The following is a 20,343-nucleotide window of genomic DNA, read 5'->3' on the forward strand; positions in this document are numbered from 1 at the left end:
TTCTGCGGCAGACTGCCGGGGTGACCGTCCTGCTGTGGATCGCCGCGTTCTCCCTGCTGGTCTGGCTCTGGCTGGCGTGCTGCCACGGCTCGTTCTGGCGCACGGACGTTCGACTGCCGCCGCGCCGCCCGCCGGTCCGCTGGCCGCAGGCGGCGATCGTGGTGCCGGCCCGGGACGAGGCGTCGGTGCTCCCGGTGAGCCTGCCGACGCTGCTCGCGCAGAAGTACCCGGGGCGGGCCCGGGTGATCCTGGTCGACGACCACAGTTCGGACGGCACCGGCGCACTCGCGGCGGAGCTGCGGACGATCGACGGCCTGGAGCTGACCGTCACCTCCCCTCCCCCGCTGCCGCCGGGCTGGACCGGCAAGCTGTGGGCGCTGCGGCACGGCGTGGCCCTGGCCGGTCCGGACGTCGAGTACCTGCTGCTGACGGACGCCGACATCGCGCACGGCCCGGATTCGCTGGCCGAGCTGGTGGCCGCCGCCGAGAGCAACGGGCTGGACCTGGTGTCCCAGATGGCCCGGCTGCGGGTGGAGACCGGCTGGGAGCGGCTGATCGTGCCGGCCTTCGTGTACTTCTTCGCCCAGCTGTACCCGTTCCGCCGGAGCAACCGTCCGGGCGCCCGGACGGCGGCCGCGGCCGGCGGCTGCTCGCTGGTGCGGCGCGAGGCGCTGGAGCGGGCGGGCGGGGTGGCGGCGATCCGCGGTGCGGTGATCGACGACGTGTCGCTGGCCCGGGCGGTGAAGTCCACCGGCGGTCGGACCTGGCTCGGCCTGGCCGACGAGGTGGACAGCGTGCGCCCGTACCCGCGGCTGGAGCAGCTGTGGCGGATGGTGTCGCGCAGCGCGTACGCCCAGCTCAGGCACTCGCCGCTGCTGCTGCTCGGGACGGTGTCGGGGCTGGCCCTGGTGTACCTGGTGCCGCCGGTGGCGACGGTGGCCGGGCTGGTGGCGGGAGCACCCGCGGTGGCCGCGGCGGGCGGGGCGGCGTGGGCGCTGATGGCGGGCACGTACCTGCCGATGGTCCGGTACTACGGGCAGCCGGCCGCGGCCGTGCTGCTGCTGCCGTTCACCGCGGCGCTGTACCTGCTGATGACGGTGGACTCGGCGGTGCAGCACTGGCGCGGCCGCGGCGCGGCGTGGAAGGGCCGGACCTACTCCCGGGCCTGAGGAACCCCCGGGGGTCCTCCCGAGAACCCCCCCTACGGAACCCGCTGCGGGGCGGGCCGCCCCGATCCATACTGCTCGAATGGACCGTCAGCAGATCTCCCGCCTCGCCCACGCCCGTCACCCGATCGCGGCTCCGCTGGCGGACGAGTCGGTGGCCCGGCTGCTGGACCGCGCCATGGCCGGGACGGAGCAGGGCCTGGCGCTGGACCTCGGCTGCGGCGAGGGTGCCTGGCTGCTCCGGGCGCTGGCCGCCGGACCGGGCTGGCGGGCGGTGGGCGTGGACCTGGACGCGGCGGCACTGACCCGGGCCCGGGAGGTCGCCACCGCGCTCGGCGTGGTCCGCCGGATCGGCCTGCACCACCTGGACGCCCGGGAGTTCTCCTCGAAGGAGCGCTTCGACCTGGTGCTGTGCGTCGGCGCCACCCACGCGTTCGACGGTCTGCTGCCGACGCTCGCCGCGGCCCGCGAACTCCTGCCCCCGGGCGGGAGGTTGCTGGTCGGCGAGGGGTTCTGGCAGTGCGAACCGTCGCGGGCGGCACTGGACGGGCTGGGCGCGGAACGGGAGGACTTCGCGGATCTGGCGACGACCACCGACCGGGTGCTGGCCGACGGCTGGACGCCGCTGTTCGGGCACGTCAGCACCGAACAGGAGTGGGACGACTACGAGTTCTCCTGGACGGGCTCGCTGGCCGAGTGGGCCCTGGACCACCCGGACCACCCCGGCGCGGCGGCCGCCCGCGAGGCCGCGGACCGGCACCGCACCGGATGGCTCCACGGCTACCGGGGGACGCTCGGCTTCGTCACCTACCTGCTGCGCCGCGACCGAGGCGAGTGAACGCCCCACGGTGACCGGCCACTTCCGGCTCGGCGCGAGAAAGTCGATGCGAGGAAGTCGGCGCGAGGGAGTCGACGCGAGAGCTCAGTGGCGGTTCTTCGCCTGCTCCTTCTGCACCAGCTGGTCGAGCACCTCGGGCATCGCGGCGACGCCGCCGGCCTGGGTCGGCGAGGTGCGGTACTCGCCCTGGATGACGACCGTCGGCAACTCGGCGACGCCGTAACGGGTGAAGGCGGCGGCGGCCTCGTCGACCGACCCCGTCACCTCGGCGGAGCGGTACGCCCGGCCGAACGCCTCGGCGTCGACGCCCTGGGTCACGGCCCAGTCGGTGGCGGTGGCCTCGCTGGTGACGTCGCGCCCCTCGTTGTGCACGGCGCGGAAGGCGCCGGCCTGCAGGCGGTCGACCAGGCCGAGGCGCTCCAGCGTGAAGTACAGCCGGGCGTGGCCGCGTTGCACGGCCTCCTCCCGACTACCGGGCCAGATGGCCGGGATGCGGCGCAGCACGACATCGGCGCGGTGCTTCTCCGCCCAGGCCTGCAAGGGCTGTTCGAGCGCCTGGGAGTGGCCGCAGTCGTACCAGAAGAACTCGGCCGCCTCGGTCCGGGTGCTGTCGCGGACCGGTTGCGGGTGGTCGAGCCTGACGAACTTGGCTCCCTTGTGGGGGAATTGGTGGGTCATAGCGCCGGCCTGGACGGGGGACGCGGCGATCCCCACGGCGACGGCGAGCAGGACAGTGGACCGCAGCAGCGACTTCGAGTTCATCACACCGGGCAGTGTGCTGGCGGCGGTCCGTTACCGGCCGGTTCCCGCGGTACGGGCCGCGCCGGATTCGCCCGGACGGCGCACCCGCGCCAAGCCTGTTGACGGGGCGGACCACCTGACGGGGCAAGGTGGCGGCACTGGTCAGCGGGTGCCTTCCGGTCCCGCCGTCCACACCTCGGCGACCAGTTGCTGCCAGGCGTCCACGACGGCGCCCAGCTCGAAGTGTTCCAGCGCGTGCGCCCGGGCCGCCGCGCCGAGGCCCGCCCGGTTGACCGCCAGCACCTTGCCCAGTGCCTCGGCGAGGGCGAGCGGGTCCCCGGGGGCGACCAGCGCGCCGGTCGCCCCGTCCCGGACCACCTCGCGCACCCAGCCGACGTCGGTGGCCACGGCGGGTACCCCGGCCAGCGCCGCCTCGATCAGGGCACCGGGTACGCCCTCGCTGTCGCTGGTCAGCAGCAGCGCGTCGGCGGCCCGGTAGAGCGGGGCCGGGTCGGGAAGCGGGCCGAGGAAGTGGGCGCGCGCGGCGGCCGGGTGGCGGGCCAGCGTCTCGCGCAGCGGTCCGTCCCCGGCGACGGCCAGGCGGACGTCGGGCAGCCGGTCGAGCACGTCGAGGGCGAGGTCGAGTCGCTTCTCCGGGGCTATCGCCCCGATCCAGGCGACCAGCAGCACGTCGGCCGGCAGGCCCAGCGCGTGCCGCGCGGCACGCCGGTCGTCCCGGCCGTCGGCGGGCGGATAGCTCTCGGCGGCACGGGAGTTGGGGATCACGTGCACTTTGCCCTCGGGCAGCCGGAACTGCTCCTCCAGGACGACGCGCGCCTCGTCGGTCAGGGTGGTGACGGCGGCCGCGCGGTGCATCAGCGCGCCGCCGCGCACCCGGCGCAGCCGGTTGGCGGTCCAGTAGCGCGGGTGGCCGACCGAAACGTAGACGAAGGGCGTACGGGTTCCGGCCAGCGCGAGGGCGCAGGCGGCCAGGGTGTCCGAGCCGTGGGCGAGCACCACGTCGGCGGCGCGCGCGGCGGCGCGCAGCGCCCGCAGGGTGCTCGGGTGCAGCCGGCCGGGGCCCAGTACGGCGGCGGAGCGCAGCGCGGCGGCGGCGGAGCAGTCGGCGGCGGCCGAGTCCGCGGACCCAGGGGCCGGATCGGCGGACTCCGCGCCCTGGTCTGCGGAGTCCTGGCTCCCGGAGCCCCAGCCTGCGTGATCCCGGCGCCCGGAATCCCGACCTCCGGAATCCCGGCCCGCCCCGGCGGGGCAGACGTGGTTGGCCGGGTGCGGGGCGAGGGCGCACAGTTCGGAGGACTGCCCCCGACGACTCAGTTCCCGGTGGAGGTCACGGGCGAAGTTCTGTGCGCCGCCACGGCGTGAGTCGCTGATCAGATGCAGGACACGCGGACGGTTTCCGGCCGGATCGGCCGACGAGTGGTCGGGCATGGACCGACCTTGGCACAGTGCCCCGCCCGGTACATCCCCTTCGCGCAACCTGATGGTGGCCCATCCGCCCGCACTTGTACACCCGATGTGCGCCACAGGGCCGCCGTCGTGCGCCGGATGCGACCGCCGTGCGCCCCGTCTCGCCCCCTGCCGCGCTCCGTTTCACCCCGTCGCGCCGGGTCGGCGCCGTCCGGGATCGTCGTGTGCCGGTGTCAAATGCCGCGTCGCTCAGTCGACTTGGGTCGGCTGTTCGACGGGCCAAAGGCCCGTACGCGGAGCGCCCCCGCCCCGCCCGGCCCGTGACGGCGGGGCCCGGCGGCCGTTACCCGGTTCGGGTGAACGCGGTTGGACCTCGGCCCGGGCCGGTCGGCAGGATGTCCGGCCGGGGCGGCACCCGCCGTGCCGCCCCATCTCCCCCTGCCCCGTACTGATTTGGAGTCACCCGGTGTTCAAGGGATTCCGCAGCTTCCTGCTGCGCGGAAACGTGGTGGACCTCGCGGTCGGCATCGTGATCGGCGCGGCCTTCACCGCCGTCGTCACCGGCTTCGTCAGCGCCTTCCTCACCCCGCTGGTCGGCGTCGCGTCCGGTGCCGTCGGCGACTTCACCCAGAAGACCTTCGACGTGGCCGGCACCCGGTTCCCGTACGGCCTCTTCGTCAACGCGGTCATCGGCTTCGCCCTGACCGCCGCCGTCATCTACTTCGCCGTGGTGCTGCCGGTCGGCAAGCTCCAGGCCCGCTTCGAATCGGCCAGGCCCGCCCCGGCCGTGAAGGTGGACTGCCCGGAGTGCCTGAGCTCCATCCCGGCCGCCGCGACCCGGTGCTCCTTCTGCACCTCCGAGGTCGCCAAGCCGGTTCTGCCCGCACAGGCCCAGGCGCTGCAGACGCACTGACCACGGGAACCGGGCGGACGCCGGCCCGTCGCCCGGTCGGCACAGGACCCGCATCGGGCCGACTGCGCAGGTCGCGGGCCCGGATCGAACCCCCCGGAGAAACTGACGGGGACTTTATTCCCGAAACATTCACGAGCCCCCGTCGCCCCCACGGCGGGGGCTCGAATGCGCCCGCGCACGCCTGTCCGGAAAAAGTTTCTCCGCAGGGCCCCCGGCCGTCCACCGGCCGGTCACCACAAGGCCTTCCGCAGCCTCCGTCCGGCCACTGTTCGATCACTGACGGGGCGCCAAGGTTGTCCGGAACCGGACGCCGGAATGTCCGGCTTTCCTACTTTCGAAACCTTTGTGCGAGCGAAGACTGTGTAAACACTCGAACTGCTCCCCCTCCCGCTCTCCTCAGTAGGCGCGTTGTGGGCTTACCGTATGCCCCATGACCTCGCCCCGCTCCTACGACGGAGTCGGCTACCCCTCTCCGTCCTTCTCCTCCGGAACGCCGATCTACGACAGCCTCGTGGCTGAGCGCGGCGTCCCCCAGATCGCGCCCATCAACGTGCCGGCCGCCCTCCCGCCGGCACTGTCCTCCGGTTACGGATCCGGCCTCGGCCAGTCCCACGAGAACCGGTACGGCAACGGGTACGAAAGTGCCGGCAGCAACCTCCCCGCGCTGCCGCCCGCCCGCCTCGCCCTGGGCCCCGGCCCGAGCAGCGGTCCCTCCGCCGGCCCCGCCACGGCGTACATCCCCGCGCAGCCCGCGCCGGCGTACGCCGCCCCGCAGCCGCCGGTCCCCGGCTACGGCTCCCCCCAGCCGTACCAGCGACCGCAGACCGGCACCCCGGCCTTCACCCAGTCCACCGGCAGCGGCTACCAGCCGACCGGCGGCCAGAGCTTCGGCGGCCAGAACACCTTCATCAGCGCCCAGGGCGGCCAGCAGTCCTTCGGCGCGCAGCCGGCCGGCGGCCCGGGCGGTTTCGGCCAGGGCCAGCCCGCCGCTCCGCAGGGCTTCGCCGGCCAGCAGTCCTTCGGCGGCCCGACCGCCGGCGGCCCCGGCTTCCAGGGCCAGGGCGGCGAGCAGTCCTTCGGCGGCGCCCAGCTGCGCCCGGCCATGGCGCCGGTCGCGCCGGTCCGCCCGATGCAGCCGCAGCGCCCGGGCGGGTACAACGAGCCCGGCCAGTTCCAGGGTGGCTACCAGCCGCAGGGCCAGGGCTACTGAACCGCGGCTGACGCCCCGAGGCCGTCCCCCACGCGGCCCGCACCCGCACCACCTGAGCAGCACCCGGCGCCCCCCGTACGCCGGGCGAACGGAGAAACGGGTCATCCACGGACCGCCCGGCACGCCCCCCACGGCGTCCCGGGCGGTCCGTGCGCATACGGGGCCCCTGACCTGCGGCCCCGGGCCGGCCGGCTGGCAGGATGGAGGAATGCACCTCACCGGACTCCACGTCTATCCCGTCAAGTCGATGTACCGCCTGAGCCCGGAAAGCGCCGTAGTCCACCCCTGGGGTCTGGCCGGAGACCGCCGCTGGATGCTCGCCGACGCGACCGGACGGTTCGTCAGCCAGCGCGAGAACCCGGCCCTCGGACAGATCCGGGCCGGACTGCTGCCCGACGGCGTCCTCACCCTGACCGCCCCCGACGGCTCCCGGATCGAGGTCCCCGCCCCCGCCGTCGCGTCCGGCGACGCGCTCGCCGACGTCGAGGTCTGGGGCACCCGCTTCCACGCCGCGCAGGCCGCCGAGGAAGCACACCGGTGGATCGCCGAGCACCTCGGCGACTACCGCCTGGTGCACCTGGACGACCCGCGCGCCCGGCCGGTCGACCCCGAGTACGGCGCGGCCGACGACCGGGTCTCGATGGCCGACGGCTTCCCGCTGCTGCTCACCACCACCGCCTCGCTGGACCGGCTCAACGAACTGATCGCCGCCGAACACCCCGACGGCCACGAGACCCTGCCGATGGAGCGCTTCCGCCCGAGCGTGGTGGTCGGCGGCGCCGAGCCGTGGGCCGAGGACACCTGGCGCCGGATCCGGATCGGCTCGGTCACCTTCAAGGTGGTCAAGCCCTGCGGCCGCTGCGTGGTCACCACCACCGACCAGGAGACCGGCGAGCGGCGCGGCAAGGAACCGCTGCGCACCCTGGCCAAGCACCACCGGCTGATGAACAAGGCCGCGTTCGGCCAGAACCTGATCCCCGAGCGGCCGGCCGGGGTCGAGGGCGACGCGCTCGGCACGCTGCGGCTGGGCGACGAGGTCGAGGTGCTGGAGGACGGGGCGCACTGGCCCGCCGGCGGACGCTGAGGGCTTGGGCGGACGCTGCGGGCATGGCTGGACGCCGAAGACACGGGCGGACGCCGGGCGCACGGGCGGACGCCGGGCGCGTGCCGTGCTCCGGAACCGGCGCGTCCCGGACGGAACCACCGCTGTGCGCGCTCGTTGAAACAAGTGGTCGGAACCTGTGGCGGCGCTGAGCGCTACCGGTGTCCGCGCGACCGCGGGCGGCCGGACCACCCACGTGGGCGCGCTACGGTGGGCGGGCGGCCCGCGCACACCCGCGCGTTCGGCCCGATGATCGCCGGCTCGACGAAGGTGGGGACGACAGACCGTCATGGCTGAGCACAGGGTCCGGGTCACCCAGGACAGCGCATCCCGCTGGCGTCGCCGCGCGGGCGAGTACGACACGCTCGCGGAGGCCCTGGCCGCCGCCGAACCGGGCGACACCGTGACCGTCCGGCCGGGCACGTTCCGGGAGAACGTGCTGCTGGACAAACCGGTGACGATCGTCCCCGCCCAGGGCCCGGGGACGGTCCGGATCGACCCGCCCTCCGGGGTGGCCCTCACCGTGACCGCCGCCGCGACCGTACGCGACCTCGTGGTCGAGGGCGGCGACAGCTCCACCCCGGCCGTCCTGGTCACCGGACCGGAGGCGGCCCCCGCCTTCAGCGGCTGCCGGATCGAGACCCGCTCGGCCACCGGGATCGAGGTCGCCGACGGCGCCCGGCCGACCCTGCGCGGCTGCGTGGTCACCAACCCGGGCGGGCTCGGACTGCGACTGCGCGGCGCGGACACCGCCGCCGCCTTCGAGGACTGCGAGGTCGCCGCCGCCGGCCAGGCCGGACTGGCCGTCCTCGGTGGCGCCACCGCGGCCCTGGACCGCTGCCGCATCCACCACGCCTCCGGCGCCGGCGTCCTGCTCTCCGACCCCGGCAGCGCGGCCGAGCTGACCGGCTGCGAGATCTACGAGATCCGCGGCAGCGGCGTGCAGGCCGACGCGCAGGCGGGCGGCCGGCTGGTCGACTGCGAGATCCACCGGGTCACCGGCAACGGTCTGACCCTGGACGGCGAGGCCGAGCTGGTGCTCACCGGCTGCCGGGTGCACGACCTGCCCGAGAACGGCGCCGACCTGCGCGGACGCGCCCGGCTGAGCCTCGCGCACAGCACTATCAGGGACTTCGGGCGCGGGGCGCTGTCCGTCTGGGACCAGGGCACCGAGGCCGTCGCCGAGTCCTGCCAGATCCACGGCTCGACCGGCGAGTACCCGGCGCTGTGGGTCAGCGACGGCGCCCGGCTGACCCTCACCGACTGCTCGCTGCACGACCTGCCGGACGCCCTGTTCGTCCTCGACCGGGACTCCGCCGCCACCGCCGAGGGCTGCTCGTTCAGCCGGATCCGCAGCTCGGCGGTCTCCGTCAGCGGCGGGGCCACCGTCTCCCTGGCCTCCTGCCGGGTGCAGGAGGCGGGCACCGGGCTCTGGTTCCGCGACCACGGCAGCGGCGGACTGCTCACCGACTGCGAGATCTCCGACGTGGCCACCGGCGTGATCGTCACCAAGGGAGCCGACCCGGTGCTGCGCGACTGCACCGTACGGGCCAGCACGGACGCCGGGGTGTACGTCTCGGCCCAGGGACGGGGCACCTTCGAGGACTGCCGGGTCTCCCAAGGCAAGGGCTTCGGCTTCCACATCATCGACGGCTGCCGGACCCAGCTCACCCGGTGCCGGGCGGAGCACAACCAGCGGGCCGGATTCGAGTTCTCCGAGCCCGGTCCGGTCACGGAGGGGTGCATCTCGGACGACGTCGCGGCCGCTCCGGTGCCGGCCGCCCCCGCCGCTCCCGGTGGCGGGGCGGGGCCCGGGCTGGGGTCGGGACCGGCGTCCGGGCGCGGCCCGGGGCTGGGGGCGCCGTACGGGTCCACCGACGTGCCGGCGCCGCGGACGGCCCAACTGACCGCGGCGGTCTCGGCGTTGGCGACGTCCGGGGCCGCGTCGGCGATCTCGCCGATCCCGGACTGCCGCCCGGCCGAGGAGGCGCTCGCCGAGCTGGACTCGCTGGTCGGGCTGGCCACCGTGAAGCAGGAGGTACGCACGCTGATCGACCTGATCTCGGTCGGCCGGCGCCGCCGCCAGGCCGGGCTCAAGGCGCCCTCCCTGCGTCGGCACCTGGTCTTCACCGGGGCACCGGGCACGGGCAAGACCACCGTCGCCCGGCTGTACGGCGAGATCCTCGCCTCGCTCGGGGTGCTGCAGCGCGGGCACCTGGTCGAGGTGGCCCGGGTGGACCTGGTCGGCGAACACATCGGCTCCACCGCGATCCGCACCGCGGCCGCCTTCGACCGGGCGCGCGGCGGGGTGCTCTTCATCGACGAGGCGTACGCGCTCGCGCCCGAGGACGGGGCCCGGGACTTCGGGCGCGAGGCGATCGACACCCTGGTCAAGCTGATGGAGGACCACCGGGACGAGGTGGTCGTCATCGTGGCGGGCTACACCGCCGAGATGGAGCGCTTCCTCTCCGCCAACCCCGGTGTCTCGTCCCGCTTCTCGCGCACCATCGGCTTCCCCGACTACACGGCGGACGAGCTGCTGGAGATCGCCCGGGCGCAGTGCGCCGAGCACGAGTACGCGCTCTCCGAGGAGACGGAGCTGGCGCTGCTGGAGCACTTCGGGGGGCTGGAGCGCGGACCCAGCTTCGGCAACGGGCGCACCGCGCGGCAGGTCTTCGAGACCATGGTCGAGCGGCACGCGGTGCGCGTCGCCCACCTCACGGACCCGTCGACGGAGGAGCTCCAGTTGCTCGTTCCGGCCGACCTGCCGGCGGCACCGCTGCCGTAAGGCCCCAGTCGGGGAACTCGCCCGCCGTGCCGGGCCGTTGAGGCGGGCATGGGTGTACTGCTGACGGGCGCGGCGGGCGGGTTGCTGCTGCCGGCCGGACTGGTCGTGGTGTTCTTCCTCGGCGCGGTGGTACGGCGGCTGCGCGCCCGGCCGGCGGCGGGATCCGACGGTGGGCGCGGCACGGGTGCGACCGCGACGGAGGAACTGCACGCGCTGCTCTACCCGAGCAAGCGGGTGCAGTTGGAGCAGCGGCGGGTCGAGCTGGTGCTGCGGGACGACGAACACGACGGCGCGCCGAAGCGTACGGGGATCGACCTCGCGGGCGGACGGGCGGTGATCCGGCGGGTGGCGGGGTGACGGGTGGCGGGTGACGGCGAACAACGAACAGCCGACGGATGACAGCTGACAGAATCTGAAATCTGTCATCCGTCAGCTGTTATCTGTTATCTGTCGGCTGTCATCGGTCCGCTGTCATCTGTCAGCCGGCACCTGTTCGCGGGCCCGCCCCTCGCGTCACGCCGTCCAGATGCCGTCGGCCAGGAAGGACTCCAGCGCCGCCCGGTAGGGCGCGATGTCGATCCGCTCGCCGGCCAGCCAGTCGTCCGAGTAGTACTTGTCCAGGTAGCGGTCCCCGGGGTCGCAGATCAACCCGACCACGCTGCCCGTCCGCCCGGCCTCCCGCATCTCGGCGACGATCCGCAGCGCGCTCCAGAGGCCCGTCCCCGTGGAGGCCCCCGCCTTCTTGCCGAGCACCTGCTCCAGCACCCGCACGGCGGCGATCGACGCGGCGTCCGGCACCTTCATCATCCGGTCGATCGCCCCCGGGACGAAGCTCGGCTCCATCCGCGGCCGCCCGATGCCCTCGATCCGCGAGCCGCTCTCGCAGACGGCGTCCGGGTCGTGGCGCACCCAGCCGTCGTAGAAGCAGGAGTTCTCCGGGTCCGCGACGCAGATCCGGGTGTCGTACTGCATGTAGTGGACGTACCGGGCGATGGTCGCCGAGGTGCCGCCCGTCCCGGCGGTGGCCACGATCCAGGCCGGCTCGGGGTGCGGCTCCAGACGCAGCTGGGCGAAGACCGACTCGGCGATGTTGTTGTTGCCGCGCCAGTCGGTGGCCCGCTCGGCGTAGGTGAACTGGTCCATGTAGTGCCCGCCGGTCTCCTCGGCGAGGCGGGCGGAGGCCTCGTAGACCTCGTCCGAGCGCTCGACCAGGTGGCACTCGCCGCCGTGGAACTGGATCAGGTCGATCTTGGCCTGGCTGGTGCTCTTGGCCATCACGGCGATGAACGGCACGCCGACGAGTTGGGCGAAGTACGCCTCGGAGACGGCGGTGGAGCCGCTGGAGGCCTCGATCACCGGCTTGCCGGGCCGGATCCAGCCGTTGCAGAGCCCGTAGAGGAAGAGCGAGCGGGCCAGGCGGTGCTTGAGCGAGCCGGTCGGGTGGGTGGACTCGTCCTTGAGGTAGAGGTCGATCCCCCACTCCGCGGGCAGCGGGAAGCGCAGCAGGTGGGTGTCGGCGGAGCGGTTGGCGTCGGCCTGGACCTTGCGCACCGCCTCCTTGAGCCAGGCCCGGTACTCCGGGTCGGAGCGGTCGACGTCGGCGGTCGGCTCGATGCCGGGCTGGATGCTCATGGTCGCTGTCTCCCTCGTAATGACCCCCCAAATTGCTCACTACGAGTGTATGAGAGTCACGATAAGTGACCGTTTCCGAAGGACCAGCTTCCGCTTATCGCTCTCAGGACTGAACCGGCACCGACTGCGGGTCCGCCAGGTACGGCCCCCAGCCCAGCTCGGCCGCGCCCGCGAGCGCACCGTGCGCCAGCTCCGCGCCGACGATCGGCACCCGCCCGCTGCGCCCCCACAGGCTGCGCTCGGCGACCACCGACCGCAGCCGGTCGGGCGCGGCCTCCAGCAGGTGGAGGTGCAGCCCGCTGAGGACCACCCGGTCGGGGTTGAGGATGTTGGCGACGCCCGCCAGGCCCAGTCCGAGCCGGTCGATGACGTGCTCCACCGCTGCCCGCGCCCGGTCGTCCGTCGCGGCCGCGCGGCACAGCTCGCGCGCCTGGTCGAGCAGCGGGCGCCCCGGTTCCGGGGTGAGTCCGGCGGCGGCGAACAGCGCGTCGGGGTCGGTCTCCGAGTTGAGGCAGCCCCGGTTGCCGCACATGCACGGCCGACCCTGCGGATCGACCGTCAGGTGGCCGACCTCCAGGGCGAGGCCCGCGCTGCCCGTGTGCAGGTGGCCGTCGATGACCAGCGCGCCGCCGACGCCGCGGTGGCCGGAGGTGACGAAGAGCAGGTGGCGGGCACCCCGGCCGGCGCCGTGCCGGTACTCGGCGAGCGCGGCCAGGTTGGCGTCGTTCGCGACCGCGGCGGGCAGCGGGCGCAGCGCGTTCGGGCCGTGGTCGGCGCGGCCGACCTCGACGTCGTACAGGTCGGCGACCGGGGTGCCGCTGGGCCAGGCGAAGTGCAGCGCGGCGAGGGCGGTGCCGTCCGGCTCGGTGACCGGGTTGGGCAGCGCGAGCGCGGCGCCCAGGCAGCGGCGGCCGGTCGCGCGGGCGAGGTCGGCGCCGGCCACGGCGACGGCGCGCAGCATCCGGACCGGGTCGGTGGCGGCGGGCAGCGGCAGGTGGACGGGCGGGTCGAGCAGCCCGCCGAGGCCGGCCAGGGTGACGCTCAGTCCGTCGGCGTGGATCTGCCCGGCGACCACGACCGGGCCCTGCGGGTCGATCGCGAGCCGGTGCGAGGGGCGGCCCCGGCCGCCGCCCGCCGGGCGCGAGTCGACGGTGATCAGCCCGAGCGCCTCCAGCTCGGCGGTGACCGCGCCGGCGGTGGCCCGGGTGACGTCCAGCGCGCGGGTGAGCGCCGAGCGGGTCGGCGCCTGGCCGGTGTGGATCAGGGAGAGCGCGGGGCCGAGCAGCGTCCGGCCCCGGTCGGGAGCCGCGCGGCGGTGGCTGTCGCGCTGCGCGTCGGAGTCGTTCCCGGTACCGGGCCTCGGGCTTGATGGTGAGAGCTGCACGCCTCTATTGTGACTTTGTGTCGCTTCGAAACAAAATCGGTTCACGCATCAGACCCGACGCCCCCTCCTCCCAGTCTCGCAGCACACCCCCGGCGACCGACAGCCCCTGGGGCCCTGCACGTGTCGCCCTCACCGCGTTCTTCGCCATCGACGGCTTCCTCTTCGCCGCCTGGGTCGTCCGCATCCCGGACGTCCGCAGCCAGGTCAGCGCCTCGCACAGCGCCCTCGGGCTCGCCCTGCTCTGCCTGTCCATCGGCGCCGTCCTCACCATGCCGATGGTCGGCCGGCTCTGCCTGCGGTACGGCCCGCGCCCGGTCACCGTCGGCTCGCTCGCCCTGCTCAGCCTCGCCGTCCCCCTGCCGGCGCACGCCCACTCGGTCACGGCGCTCGGCGGGGTGCTGCTGCTGTTCGGCGCGGGGTACGGCGGAGCCAACGTCGCGATGAACAGCGCCGCCGTCGACCTGGTCGCGCAGCTGCGGCGGCCCGTGATGCCCAGCTTCCACGCCGGGTACAGCTTCGGCGGGCTGGCCGGCACCGGGGTCAGCGGACTGGTCGCCGGACCGCTGAGCACCGCGTGGGCGCTCGCCCTCAGCGCGGTGCTGGGCATGGCCGTCACCATCGCCGCGGGCGTCGTCCTGCTGCGCAGCCCGGCGGCGGAGCAGGTCGCGCCGGACCGGGCGAGCCGTCCGGGCGGCGCGGGCCGCACGGGAGCGGACGCGGGCTCCGCCGGTGGCCGCACCCGGCTGCTCGTCCTGCTGCTCGGCCTCACCGCGCTCTGCACCGCGTACGGCGAGGGCGCGATCGCCGACTGGACCACGCTCCACCTGTCCGACGACGTCCATGCGAGCTCCGTGGTGGCCGCCACCGGCTACGGCGCGTACGCGTTCGCGATGGCCGGCGGACGGGTCGGCGGCACCTGGCTGTCCATCAGGCTCGGCCAGACCCGGCTGATGCTGTTCGGCGGGCTGACGGCGGCGGCCGGCATGCTGGTCGCCGCCCTGGCGCCGGTGGTGCCGGTGGCGATCTGCGGTTTCGTGCTGGTCGGCCTCGGACTGGCCAACCTCTTCCCGCTCGCGCTCGCCCGGGCCGGCGCGGCGGGCGGACCGCAGGGCGTCGCGTTCGCCTCCTCACTCGGCTACGGGGGGATGCTGATCGGCCCGGTGGTGATCGGCTTCCTGGCGGACGCGGCCGGACTGCCGCTGGCCCTCACCACGGTCGCGCTCGCGGCCACGGTGGCGGCGCTCCTGCCGCTGTCGGTCGGACGGCGGGCGACGGGCGACCGGGTGACCGGGTGACACCCGACAGCTGACGGACGACGGACGACGGATAACAGATAACAGCTGATGAAATCTGTCAGCTGTCATCCGCCATGTGACAGGATGCGGGGCCATGACGACCAGCGAACGCTTCCAGGTACTGCGGGCGAGCGAGCGCCCGGCAACGGCGTGGCTCAACGGGGGCGGGGTGACCAGGGAGGTCGCCGGGTTCCCGGCCGGAGCCGGGCTGGACGCCTTCGACTGGCGGGTCAGCCTGGCGGACGTCGCCACGGCCGGACCGTTCTCCCCGTTCCCCGGGATCGACCGGGTGATCACCCTGGTCGAGGGCGCCGGCATGGTGCTCACCGTCGACGGCGCCGAGCAGCTGGTCGACGCACCGTTCCGGCCGTTCGCCTTCTCCGGCGACGCCACCACCGACTGCCGACTGCCGGCCGGCCCGGTGGTGGACTTCAACGTGATGACGCGTCGCGGGCGGATCGAGGCAACGGTGAGCATGGCGACGGCGGGCACCACGGTCGGCGTCCCGGACGGGAGCACCGTCCTCCTGGTCTGCCTCGCCGGCACGGCGACCGTCGACGGCGTCGAACTCACCCGCCACGACGCCGCGTTGCTCGACGCCCCGGACGCGTACGAGCTGAACCCGGACGGCACCACCGCCGTCGTCACCTTCCGCACCGCCCCCTGACAGCCGACCTGCCGACACCCCGGAGGAAGCGAAGACCGGCACACCGGCGAAGGGCGGCGCCCCCACCTCCCGGACCGTCCCGGAGGCAGGAGCGCCGCCACCGCATCACCCGCAGAGCACCGGCGTGGCGTGCGCCGGGTCCAGGGCGTTGGTCACCAGGTGCAGCGCCGTCGGCGAGAACGCGATCGCGACGTGCTCCACCAGCGACACCGGGCAGTGCGCCTGCACCACCTGGTTGTCGACGTCCGGACCGTTCAGGAACTGGGTCTGCCACGGGGTGACGACCAGGTCGAAGACCGTCGAGACCACCGTGTAGCTCACGCCCGGGACGGTGTCCGGCCGGGAGGCCATCAGCCGGTTGAAGTCGGAGCCCACCGCCTGGTCCCGGCAGGCCTGGCAGAGCGAGTAGACCAGGTCCGTGACGCCCGGGAAGAACGACGCCAGGTTGACGATCCCGTCGAGCGTCGTGCCGTGGTTGGACGGTGCCAGCCCGACCATCCTGCCGACCTTGGACCCGCCGCCGAGGAACTTGAGGTAGTAGTTCGGCATCATGCCGCCCTGCGAGTGCCCGACGATGTCGACCTTGGCCGCACCGGTCGCGTTCCTCACCAGGTCCACGAACCGGGCGAGTTGGGCCGCCGACTCCGGGACCGGCCCGAGGCCGCCGATCGGCAGCAGCAGGCCGCTGCCGCTGGAGGTGACGCCGGGGACGGTCCCGTAGTCGAGGGCGAAGACGCAGTACCCGAGGCTCTTCAGCAGCGGGGAGAGCGCCAGCCAGTTCTCGTAGCGGTTGGCGAAGGTGCCGTGCACCAGGACCACCGGGTCGGGGTGCGCCGCGCTCGGCCGGCAGGTCCAGTCGTTCGCGCCCGGCGGCGAAGCCACCGTGTCACCGTCCGGCGGAAGTTCGGCCGAAGCAGCGGGCGGAGCAGCGGGCGGAGCGGCCGCCGAAGCAGCGGGCGAACCGGCGGGCGAGGCGGCAGTCGAAGCAGCCACAGCGGCCGCGCCGGTCGGCGACACCGCCGCACCGACCAGCAGCGCCACCGCCAGCAGCAGCACGCCCAGCGCACCACCGGCCCTGCCACGCACGGGAATTGCGGAGAAGCGGAGAAGTGGGGTTCTCAACTGTTGCCTCCACAGCGGAAGTTTGTTACCAACAGGTAACCCGAGGGCTCCATCATGCGGTCGCCCCTCCGGCCCGGCCCTTGGGCGTCCCCCAGACCTGGACGGTGTTCTCTGTGACCGGTCACAACGCACCCGACTGCACGCCCCCGAACGCCACCGGCCGGACTCCGCACTGGCGCGTCCCCGTGGTCGGCGGGCTCCCGGCCGACCAGCGGCTGCTCGGCGGCTCACGGGAGTTGGCCGAGACCGTGGTCTCCGCCCTGCTGGAGAGAGTACCGGTCTACCGACGGCTGCCCCGCGAACAGCTCGCCGGCGAACTGACCAGGGACACCGAGCGCCGCATCCGCGCCCTCGCCCACGCCGTACGGACCGGACTCCCCGCCTCCGCCGAGGAGTTCGCCGCCGTCCGGGAGTCAGCCGCCCGGCGCGCCGAAGAGGGCCTGCCACTGGACGCCGTCCTGCTCGCCCACCATCTCGGGCTGGAGGTCTGCTGGGAGTTCGCCACCCGGTACGCCCGGGACGGCGACACCGCCGACCTGCTCGTCCTCAACCGGCTGCTGCTCGACCAGCTCCGCCAGGCGGCCACCGCCGCCGGTGCGGGCTTCCTGGAGGGCCGGCGTCCGGCCGCCGACCGGCGGGGCGCGGCCCGGCGCTCCCTGCTCGGCGCGCTGCTCGCGGGCACCTCCTACGACGAAGCCGCCGACCGCGCCGGACTCCGGCTGCCCGCCGGGTACGCCGTGCTCTGCCTGTCCGTCGCCGACCACCCCGACGAACACGCCCCCGGCGTCGACCAGGGTATCGCCGCCCGCCGCAAGCTCCACCGGTTCGAAGCCGAACTCGACCACCGCACCCGGCAGTCGGCACTCACCGCGCTCACCCCCACGGGAGGCGTGGTGCTCATCCCCTTCGGCCCGTCACCCGGCCCGGACAAGGAGGACACCGGCGAGGACGACACCGACGAGGACGACACCGACGAGCCGCCCTGGCCGCTGCTCGCCGCCGCCCTCGCCGCGGCCGCCAGGGCGGCCGGCGCTCCCGTACTGGTCGGAGCCGCCTCGGCCGGCCCCGCCGACGTGCCCGCAGCGGCCGCCCTCGCCTACGAAGTCCTGGACGTGGCACGGGCGTTCGGACGACCGCCGGGGCTGCACCGGCTGGACGACGTCCTGCTGGAGTACCAGCTCACCCGGCCCAGCCAGGCCCGCTCCCGGCTCGCCGCGCTGCTCGAACCGCTCGCCGGGGCCGGGGAGTTGCTCATCACCCTGCACACCCATCTGGCCGGGGGTCTGAACCGCCGACACACCGCGAGCGCCCTGCACCTGCATCCGAACACCGTCGACTACCGGCTGCGCCGGATCGCCGCGCTGACCGGCCTGGATCCGAGTCGCCCCGCCGACGTCCCGCGGATCACCGCCGCCATCGCCGCCCGCACGGCCGAACAGTCCTCCCTCAGCGGCTAGTTCGAAGCCGCCCGCCCAGAGCCACCCCAAGCAACCCAAGGCAGCCCAAGGCCAAGGCCCTCAGCGCCGCCCAAGGCCCCCAGACCCGTCCATGGCACCCGGCCGGCGAGGTCAGCCCTGCTCCCCCGGCAGCCGAAGGTCCCAGCCGACCAGGGCACGCAGCTGCTCCGCGGTCACACCGTCCGGCACCGGCTGCGGAGCGTCGTGGCGCAGCGGCGGCTGCCAGCCCTCCTCCTCGGTCCAGCGGCGCACCACCTTGGCCGGCGCGCCGGCGACCACGCTGTGGTCGGGCACCTCGCCGCGCACCACGGCGCCCGCCGCGACCACCACGTTGCGGCCGATCCGCGCCCCCGGGAGGATCACCGCGCCGGTGCCGATCCAGCTGCCCGCGCCGATCTCCACCGGTTCGTTGCGCGGCCACTGCTTGCCGATCGGCAGCTCGGTGTCCCGGTACTCGTGCGCCTGGTCGCTGATGTACACGCCGGGACCGGTCCACACGTCGTCACCGATGACGATCGACTGGTGGCCGACGATGTGGCTGTCCCGGCCGATCACGCAGCCGCCGCCGATCCGCACGATCGGCTCCGGTCCGAGGTCGAGCCCGGGCAGGAACCCGGCGCTGATGGTCACCCGCTCGCCGATGATCGAGAACGGCCCGATGGTGATCCACTGCTCGTTGAACACCGCCCCGAGCGGGAAGGTGAGCGTCGTGCCGTCCCCCAGCTCGCCGAACCGGTACGGGCCGGGGTTGCGGTTGCTGACCGCGCCGGTCCGCTGCACCCAGCGCCAGCCCCGGTGGACGAGGCGTCCGGCGGCGCGACGGCCACCGGTCCGGACGGCTGAGAGAAGGGAACGGGTTATCGGCATGCGCTCACGTTACCGGCCCGTAGCATCCGCCCGTCCGCCGGGAGCCGTCCGGAAGGTCCGAAGGAATGTCCGGAATCCGCGACCCCCGGCCGACCGCGGTGGAAGACTCCGTCCCATGGAGATCACCGAGCACATCGACGCGCTGCGCCAGGAGGGCACCCGGCTCGCCGAGGCCGCGGCCCGCACCGAACTGTCCGCCCCTGTTCCGACCTGCCCCGAGTGGCAGCTGACGGACCTGCTGCGGCACATCGGCTCCGTGCACCGCTGGGCCGCCGCGTTCCCCTCCCGGGGCCTGCGGGCGCCGCTGGACGAGGCGGACGCGCAGGCCGCCGTCGGGCCGCTGCCCTCGGACGCCGCACTGCTCGACTGGTACCGCGAGGGCCACGCCGCCCTGCTGGACACGCTCACCGCGGCGCCCGCCGACGTGGAGTGCTGGAGCTTCCTCCCCTCGCCCAGCCCGCTGGCGTTCTGGGCCCGGCGCCAGGCCCACGAGACCGCCATCCACCGCCACGACGCCGACGCGGCCGCCGGGGTGCCCGGTCCGACCGTGGACACCGCGCTCGCCCTGGACGGCATCGACGAGCTGCTGAGCGGCTTCATGGCCGGCAGCCGGTCCAAGCTGCGCAGCGACCGGCCGCGCACCCTCCGGGTCCGGGCCACCGACGGCGCCGGCTCCTGGCACCTGACGATCACCCAGGAGCCGCCGGCCGTCACCACCGACGGGGGCTCCGAGCCGGCCGACCTGACCCTCACCGGCCCCGCCGACGAACTCTACGTGCTGCTGTGGAACCGGCTGCCCGCCCGGCGGGCCGGGAAGGTCCAGGCGATCGGCGACGAGGGCCTGCTCGACCTCTGGCGGGACGCCGCGATCTGATCGCGACGGCCGTTCCCGGGCGTGGCGCCGACCCGCCCGGGGACCGCCGTCAGCGCACCCAGCGTGCGGGCCGCTTCTCCAGGAACGACCGCATCCCCTCCTGCGCCTCCTCCGAGCCGAACAGCCGCGCCGACAGCTCCACCAGCTCGTCCGCGTCCCGCTCGAAGGACCGCACCACCTCGGCGTTGGCCAGCCGCTTGGACTCCGCCAGGCCCTGCGGGGAGCCCAGGCGCAGCGCGTCCAGCAGGCCCTTCAGGACCACGCCGGTGGACTCGGCGGAGTCGGTGGCGCTGGTGATCAGCCCGATCCGGGCGGCCTCGGTGGCGTCGAAGACCTCGCCGGTGAGGTAGTAGCGGGAGGCGGCGCGCGGGTCCAGCTTCGGGCGCAGCGGCAGCGAGATGACGGCGGGCGCGAGACCGAGCCGCACCTCGGTGAAGGCGAAGGTCGAGGCCGGTCCGGCGACGGCGAGGTCCGCCGCGCCGACCAGGCCGAGGCCGCCGGCCCGGACGTGCCCGTCGATGACGGCGATCACCGGCTTGGCGCAGTCCACGATCGCCCGCTGGAGTTCGACCAGGCCGCGCGGGCCGACCGTCGGGTCGGCGCCGGTCGCCTCGGAGAGGTCCGCGCCCGCGCAGAACACCTTGCCGGTGTGCCCGAGCACCACCGCGCGGACCTCCGGGTCGGCCGCGGCGGTGGCCAGCCCGGCGTGCAGCTCGGCCATCAGCCGGGTGGAGAGCGCGTTGCGGTTGTGCGGCGAGTCGAGGGTGAGCGTGGTGACGGCGTCGGCGGTGCTGACGTGGACGAGGGGCACTGCGCTGGTCATCGGCGGGGCCTGCCTTCCGGCTGAGGGTGGGTCGGA

At 74.4% G+C, this 20,343-nt stretch carries 18 protein-coding genes; 11 read left to right on the forward strand and 7 right to left on the reverse strand.

All coding sequences use genetic code 11. From position 1 onward, the window contains the following. Positions 1 to 20 precede the first annotated feature (20 nt). Both ACGF13_RS37730 and ACGF13_RS37735 read left to right on the forward strand, forming a co-directional pair. Entirely contained in the window at positions 21 to 1,169 is a 1,149-nt protein-coding gene (locus ACGF13_RS37730) for a glycosyltransferase (RefSeq protein ID WP_392883922.1), read from the forward strand. 79 nt (positions 1,170 to 1,248) lie between these two features. After that, positions 1,249 to 2,004 carry an SAM-dependent methyltransferase gene (locus ACGF13_RS37735; RefSeq protein ID WP_392883923.1) on the forward strand — a complete coding sequence of 252 codons (756 nt, stop codon included), beginning with the start codon at positions 1,249 to 1,251 and terminating at the stop codon, positions 2,002 to 2,004. Positions 2,005 to 2,088: 84 nt separating this feature from the next. On the opposite strand, the gene ACGF13_RS37740 is transcribed toward ACGF13_RS37735, so the two are convergent. Both ACGF13_RS37740 and ACGF13_RS37745 read right to left on the reverse strand, forming a co-directional pair. Beyond that, complete coding sequence (locus ACGF13_RS37740; protein ID WP_392883969.1) at positions 2,089 to 2,766, reverse strand: thiol:disulfide interchange protein DsbA/DsbL; 678 nt, start codon at positions 2,764 to 2,766, stop codon at positions 2,089 to 2,091. 141 nt (positions 2,767 to 2,907) lie between these two features. Continuing rightward, entirely contained in the window at positions 2,908 to 4,194 is a 1,287-nt protein-coding gene (locus tag ACGF13_RS37745; protein WP_392883924.1) for a glycosyltransferase family 4 protein, read from the reverse strand. Between the two features lie 445 nt (positions 4,195 to 4,639). On the opposite strand from ACGF13_RS37745, the gene mscL reads away from it, so the two are divergent. The 5 genes from mscL (at position 4,640) to ACGF13_RS37770 (ending at position 10,543) form a co-directional block, all read left to right on the forward strand. Beyond that, the gene (gene mscL, locus ACGF13_RS37750; RefSeq protein ID WP_392883926.1) at positions 4,640 to 5,086 is read left to right on the forward strand and encodes a large conductance mechanosensitive channel protein MscL; all 447 of its coding nucleotides are present in this window, start codon (positions 4,640 to 4,642) and stop codon (positions 5,084 to 5,086) included. A gap of 430 nt (positions 5,087 to 5,516) precedes the next feature. Further along, positions 5,517 to 6,296: a DUF6643 family protein gene (locus ACGF13_RS37755; protein WP_392883927.1), complete on the forward strand. Its 780-nt coding sequence runs from the start codon at positions 5,517 to 5,519 to the stop codon at positions 6,294 to 6,296. 208 nt (positions 6,297 to 6,504) lie between these two features. Further along, positions 6,505 to 7,380 carry an MOSC domain-containing protein gene (locus ACGF13_RS37760; RefSeq protein ID WP_392883928.1) on the forward strand — a complete coding sequence of 292 codons (876 nt, stop codon included), beginning with the start codon at positions 6,505 to 6,507 and terminating at the stop codon, positions 7,378 to 7,380. A 307-nt stretch (positions 7,381 to 7,687) separates the two neighbouring features. Beyond that, the gene (locus ACGF13_RS37765) at positions 7,688 to 10,186 is read left to right on the forward strand and encodes a right-handed parallel beta-helix repeat-containing protein (RefSeq protein WP_392883929.1); all 2,499 of its coding nucleotides are present in this window, start codon (positions 7,688 to 7,690) and stop codon (positions 10,184 to 10,186) included. A 48-nt stretch (positions 10,187 to 10,234) separates the two neighbouring features. Then, positions 10,235 to 10,543, forward strand: a complete 309-nt coding sequence (locus tag ACGF13_RS37770; protein ID WP_392883930.1) for a DUF6191 domain-containing protein — start codon at positions 10,235 to 10,237, stop codon at positions 10,541 to 10,543. Positions 10,544 to 10,699: 156 nt separating this feature from the next. Here the strand turns inward: ACGF13_RS37770 and ACGF13_RS37775 are convergent, their stop codons facing one another. Together ACGF13_RS37775 and ACGF13_RS37780 are read right to left on the reverse strand one after the other, a co-directional pair. After that, a complete protein-coding gene (locus tag ACGF13_RS37775; RefSeq protein ID WP_392883932.1) occupies positions 10,700 to 11,818 on the reverse strand; it encodes a PLP-dependent cysteine synthase family protein in 1,119 nt (372 codons plus the stop codon). A 103-nt stretch (positions 11,819 to 11,921) separates the two neighbouring features. Beyond that, positions 11,922 to 13,202 carry an ROK family protein gene (locus tag ACGF13_RS37780; RefSeq protein ID WP_392883934.1) on the reverse strand — a complete coding sequence of 427 codons (1,281 nt, stop codon included), beginning with the start codon at positions 13,200 to 13,202 and terminating at the stop codon, positions 11,922 to 11,924. A 17-nt stretch (positions 13,203 to 13,219) separates the two neighbouring features. Between ACGF13_RS37780 and ACGF13_RS37785 the strand changes: the two genes are divergently transcribed. Both ACGF13_RS37785 and ACGF13_RS37790 read left to right on the forward strand, forming a co-directional pair. Continuing rightward, entirely contained in the window at positions 13,220 to 14,497 is a 1,278-nt protein-coding gene (locus ACGF13_RS37785) for an MFS transporter (protein WP_392883936.1), read from the forward strand. A 94-nt stretch (positions 14,498 to 14,591) separates the two neighbouring features. Continuing rightward, positions 14,592 to 15,164, forward strand: coding sequence for a HutD family protein (locus tag ACGF13_RS37790; protein WP_392883937.1), 573 nt, complete (start codon positions 14,592 to 14,594; stop codon positions 15,162 to 15,164). A gap of 105 nt (positions 15,165 to 15,269) precedes the next feature. Here the strand turns inward: ACGF13_RS37790 and ACGF13_RS37795 are convergent, their stop codons facing one another. Further along, complete coding sequence (locus ACGF13_RS37795) at positions 15,270 to 16,226, reverse strand: esterase/lipase family protein (protein WP_392883970.1); 957 nt, start codon at positions 16,224 to 16,226, stop codon at positions 15,270 to 15,272. Between the two features lie 173 nt (positions 16,227 to 16,399). Between ACGF13_RS37795 and ACGF13_RS37800 the strand changes: the two genes are divergently transcribed. Continuing rightward, positions 16,400 to 17,743: a PucR family transcriptional regulator gene (locus ACGF13_RS37800; protein WP_392883938.1), complete on the forward strand. Its 1,344-nt coding sequence runs from the start codon at positions 16,400 to 16,402 to the stop codon at positions 17,741 to 17,743. A 111-nt stretch (positions 17,744 to 17,854) separates the two neighbouring features. On the opposite strand, the gene ACGF13_RS37805 is transcribed toward ACGF13_RS37800, so the two are convergent. After that, complete coding sequence (locus tag ACGF13_RS37805) at positions 17,855 to 18,610, reverse strand: acyltransferase (protein WP_392883939.1); 756 nt, start codon at positions 18,608 to 18,610, stop codon at positions 17,855 to 17,857. A 115-nt stretch (positions 18,611 to 18,725) separates the two neighbouring features. Here ACGF13_RS37805 and ACGF13_RS37810 point away from each other — a divergent pair, with 115 nt between their 5' ends. Then, on the forward strand, positions 18,726 to 19,484 hold the full coding sequence (locus tag ACGF13_RS37810; protein ID WP_392883940.1) for a maleylpyruvate isomerase family mycothiol-dependent enzyme: 759 nt from the start codon (positions 18,726 to 18,728) through the stop codon (positions 19,482 to 19,484). Positions 19,485 to 19,533: 49 nt separating this feature from the next. On the opposite strand, the gene ACGF13_RS37815 is transcribed toward ACGF13_RS37810, so the two are convergent. Continuing rightward, complete coding sequence (locus ACGF13_RS37815; RefSeq protein ID WP_392883941.1) at positions 19,534 to 20,307, reverse strand: enoyl-CoA hydratase family protein; 774 nt, start codon at positions 20,305 to 20,307, stop codon at positions 19,534 to 19,536. Positions 20,308 to 20,343: the final 36 nt, after the last annotated feature.

Source organism: Kitasatospora sp. NPDC048286 (assembly GCF_043201735.1).
GTDB lineage: Bacteria > Actinomycetota > Actinomycetes > Streptomycetales > Streptomycetaceae > Kitasatospora.

Bases quoted from the DNA above. Each gene is read 5' to 3' on its own strand.
- ACGF13_RS37740 (WP_392883969.1), bottom strand. From the start codon at position 2,766: ATGAACTCGAAGTCGCTGCTGCGGTCCACTGTCCTGCTCGCCGTCGCC.
- ACGF13_RS37735 (WP_392883923.1), top strand. From the start codon at position 1,249: ATGGACCGTCAGCAGATCTCCCGCCTCGCCCACGCCCGTCACCCGATC.
- ACGF13_RS37805 (WP_392883939.1), bottom strand. From the start codon at position 18,610: ATGCCGATAACCCGTTCCCTTCTCTCAGCCGTCCGGACCGGTGGCCGT.
- ACGF13_RS37745 (WP_392883924.1), bottom strand. From the start codon at position 4,194: ATGCCCGACCACTCGTCGGCCGATCCGGCCGGAAACCGTCCGCGTGTC.
- ACGF13_RS37755 (WP_392883927.1), top strand. From the start codon at position 5,517: ATGACCTCGCCCCGCTCCTACGACGGAGTCGGCTACCCCTCTCCGTCC.
- ACGF13_RS37770 (WP_392883930.1), top strand. From the start codon at position 10,235: ATGGGTGTACTGCTGACGGGCGCGGCGGGCGGGTTGCTGCTGCCGGCC.
- ACGF13_RS37815 (WP_392883941.1), bottom strand. From the start codon at position 20,307: ATGACCAGCGCAGTGCCCCTCGTCCACGTCAGCACCGCCGACGCCGTC.
- ACGF13_RS37775 (WP_392883932.1), bottom strand. From the start codon at position 11,818: ATGAGCATCCAGCCCGGCATCGAGCCGACCGCCGACGTCGACCGCTCC.
- ACGF13_RS37810 (WP_392883940.1), top strand. From the start codon at position 18,726: ATGGAGATCACCGAGCACATCGACGCGCTGCGCCAGGAGGGCACCCGG.
- ACGF13_RS37765 (WP_392883929.1), top strand. From the start codon at position 7,688: ATGGCTGAGCACAGGGTCCGGGTCACCCAGGACAGCGCATCCCGCTGG.
- ACGF13_RS37790 (WP_392883937.1), top strand. From the start codon at position 14,592: ATGACGACCAGCGAACGCTTCCAGGTACTGCGGGCGAGCGAGCGCCCG.
- ACGF13_RS37760 (WP_392883928.1), top strand. From the start codon at position 6,505: ATGCACCTCACCGGACTCCACGTCTATCCCGTCAAGTCGATGTACCGC.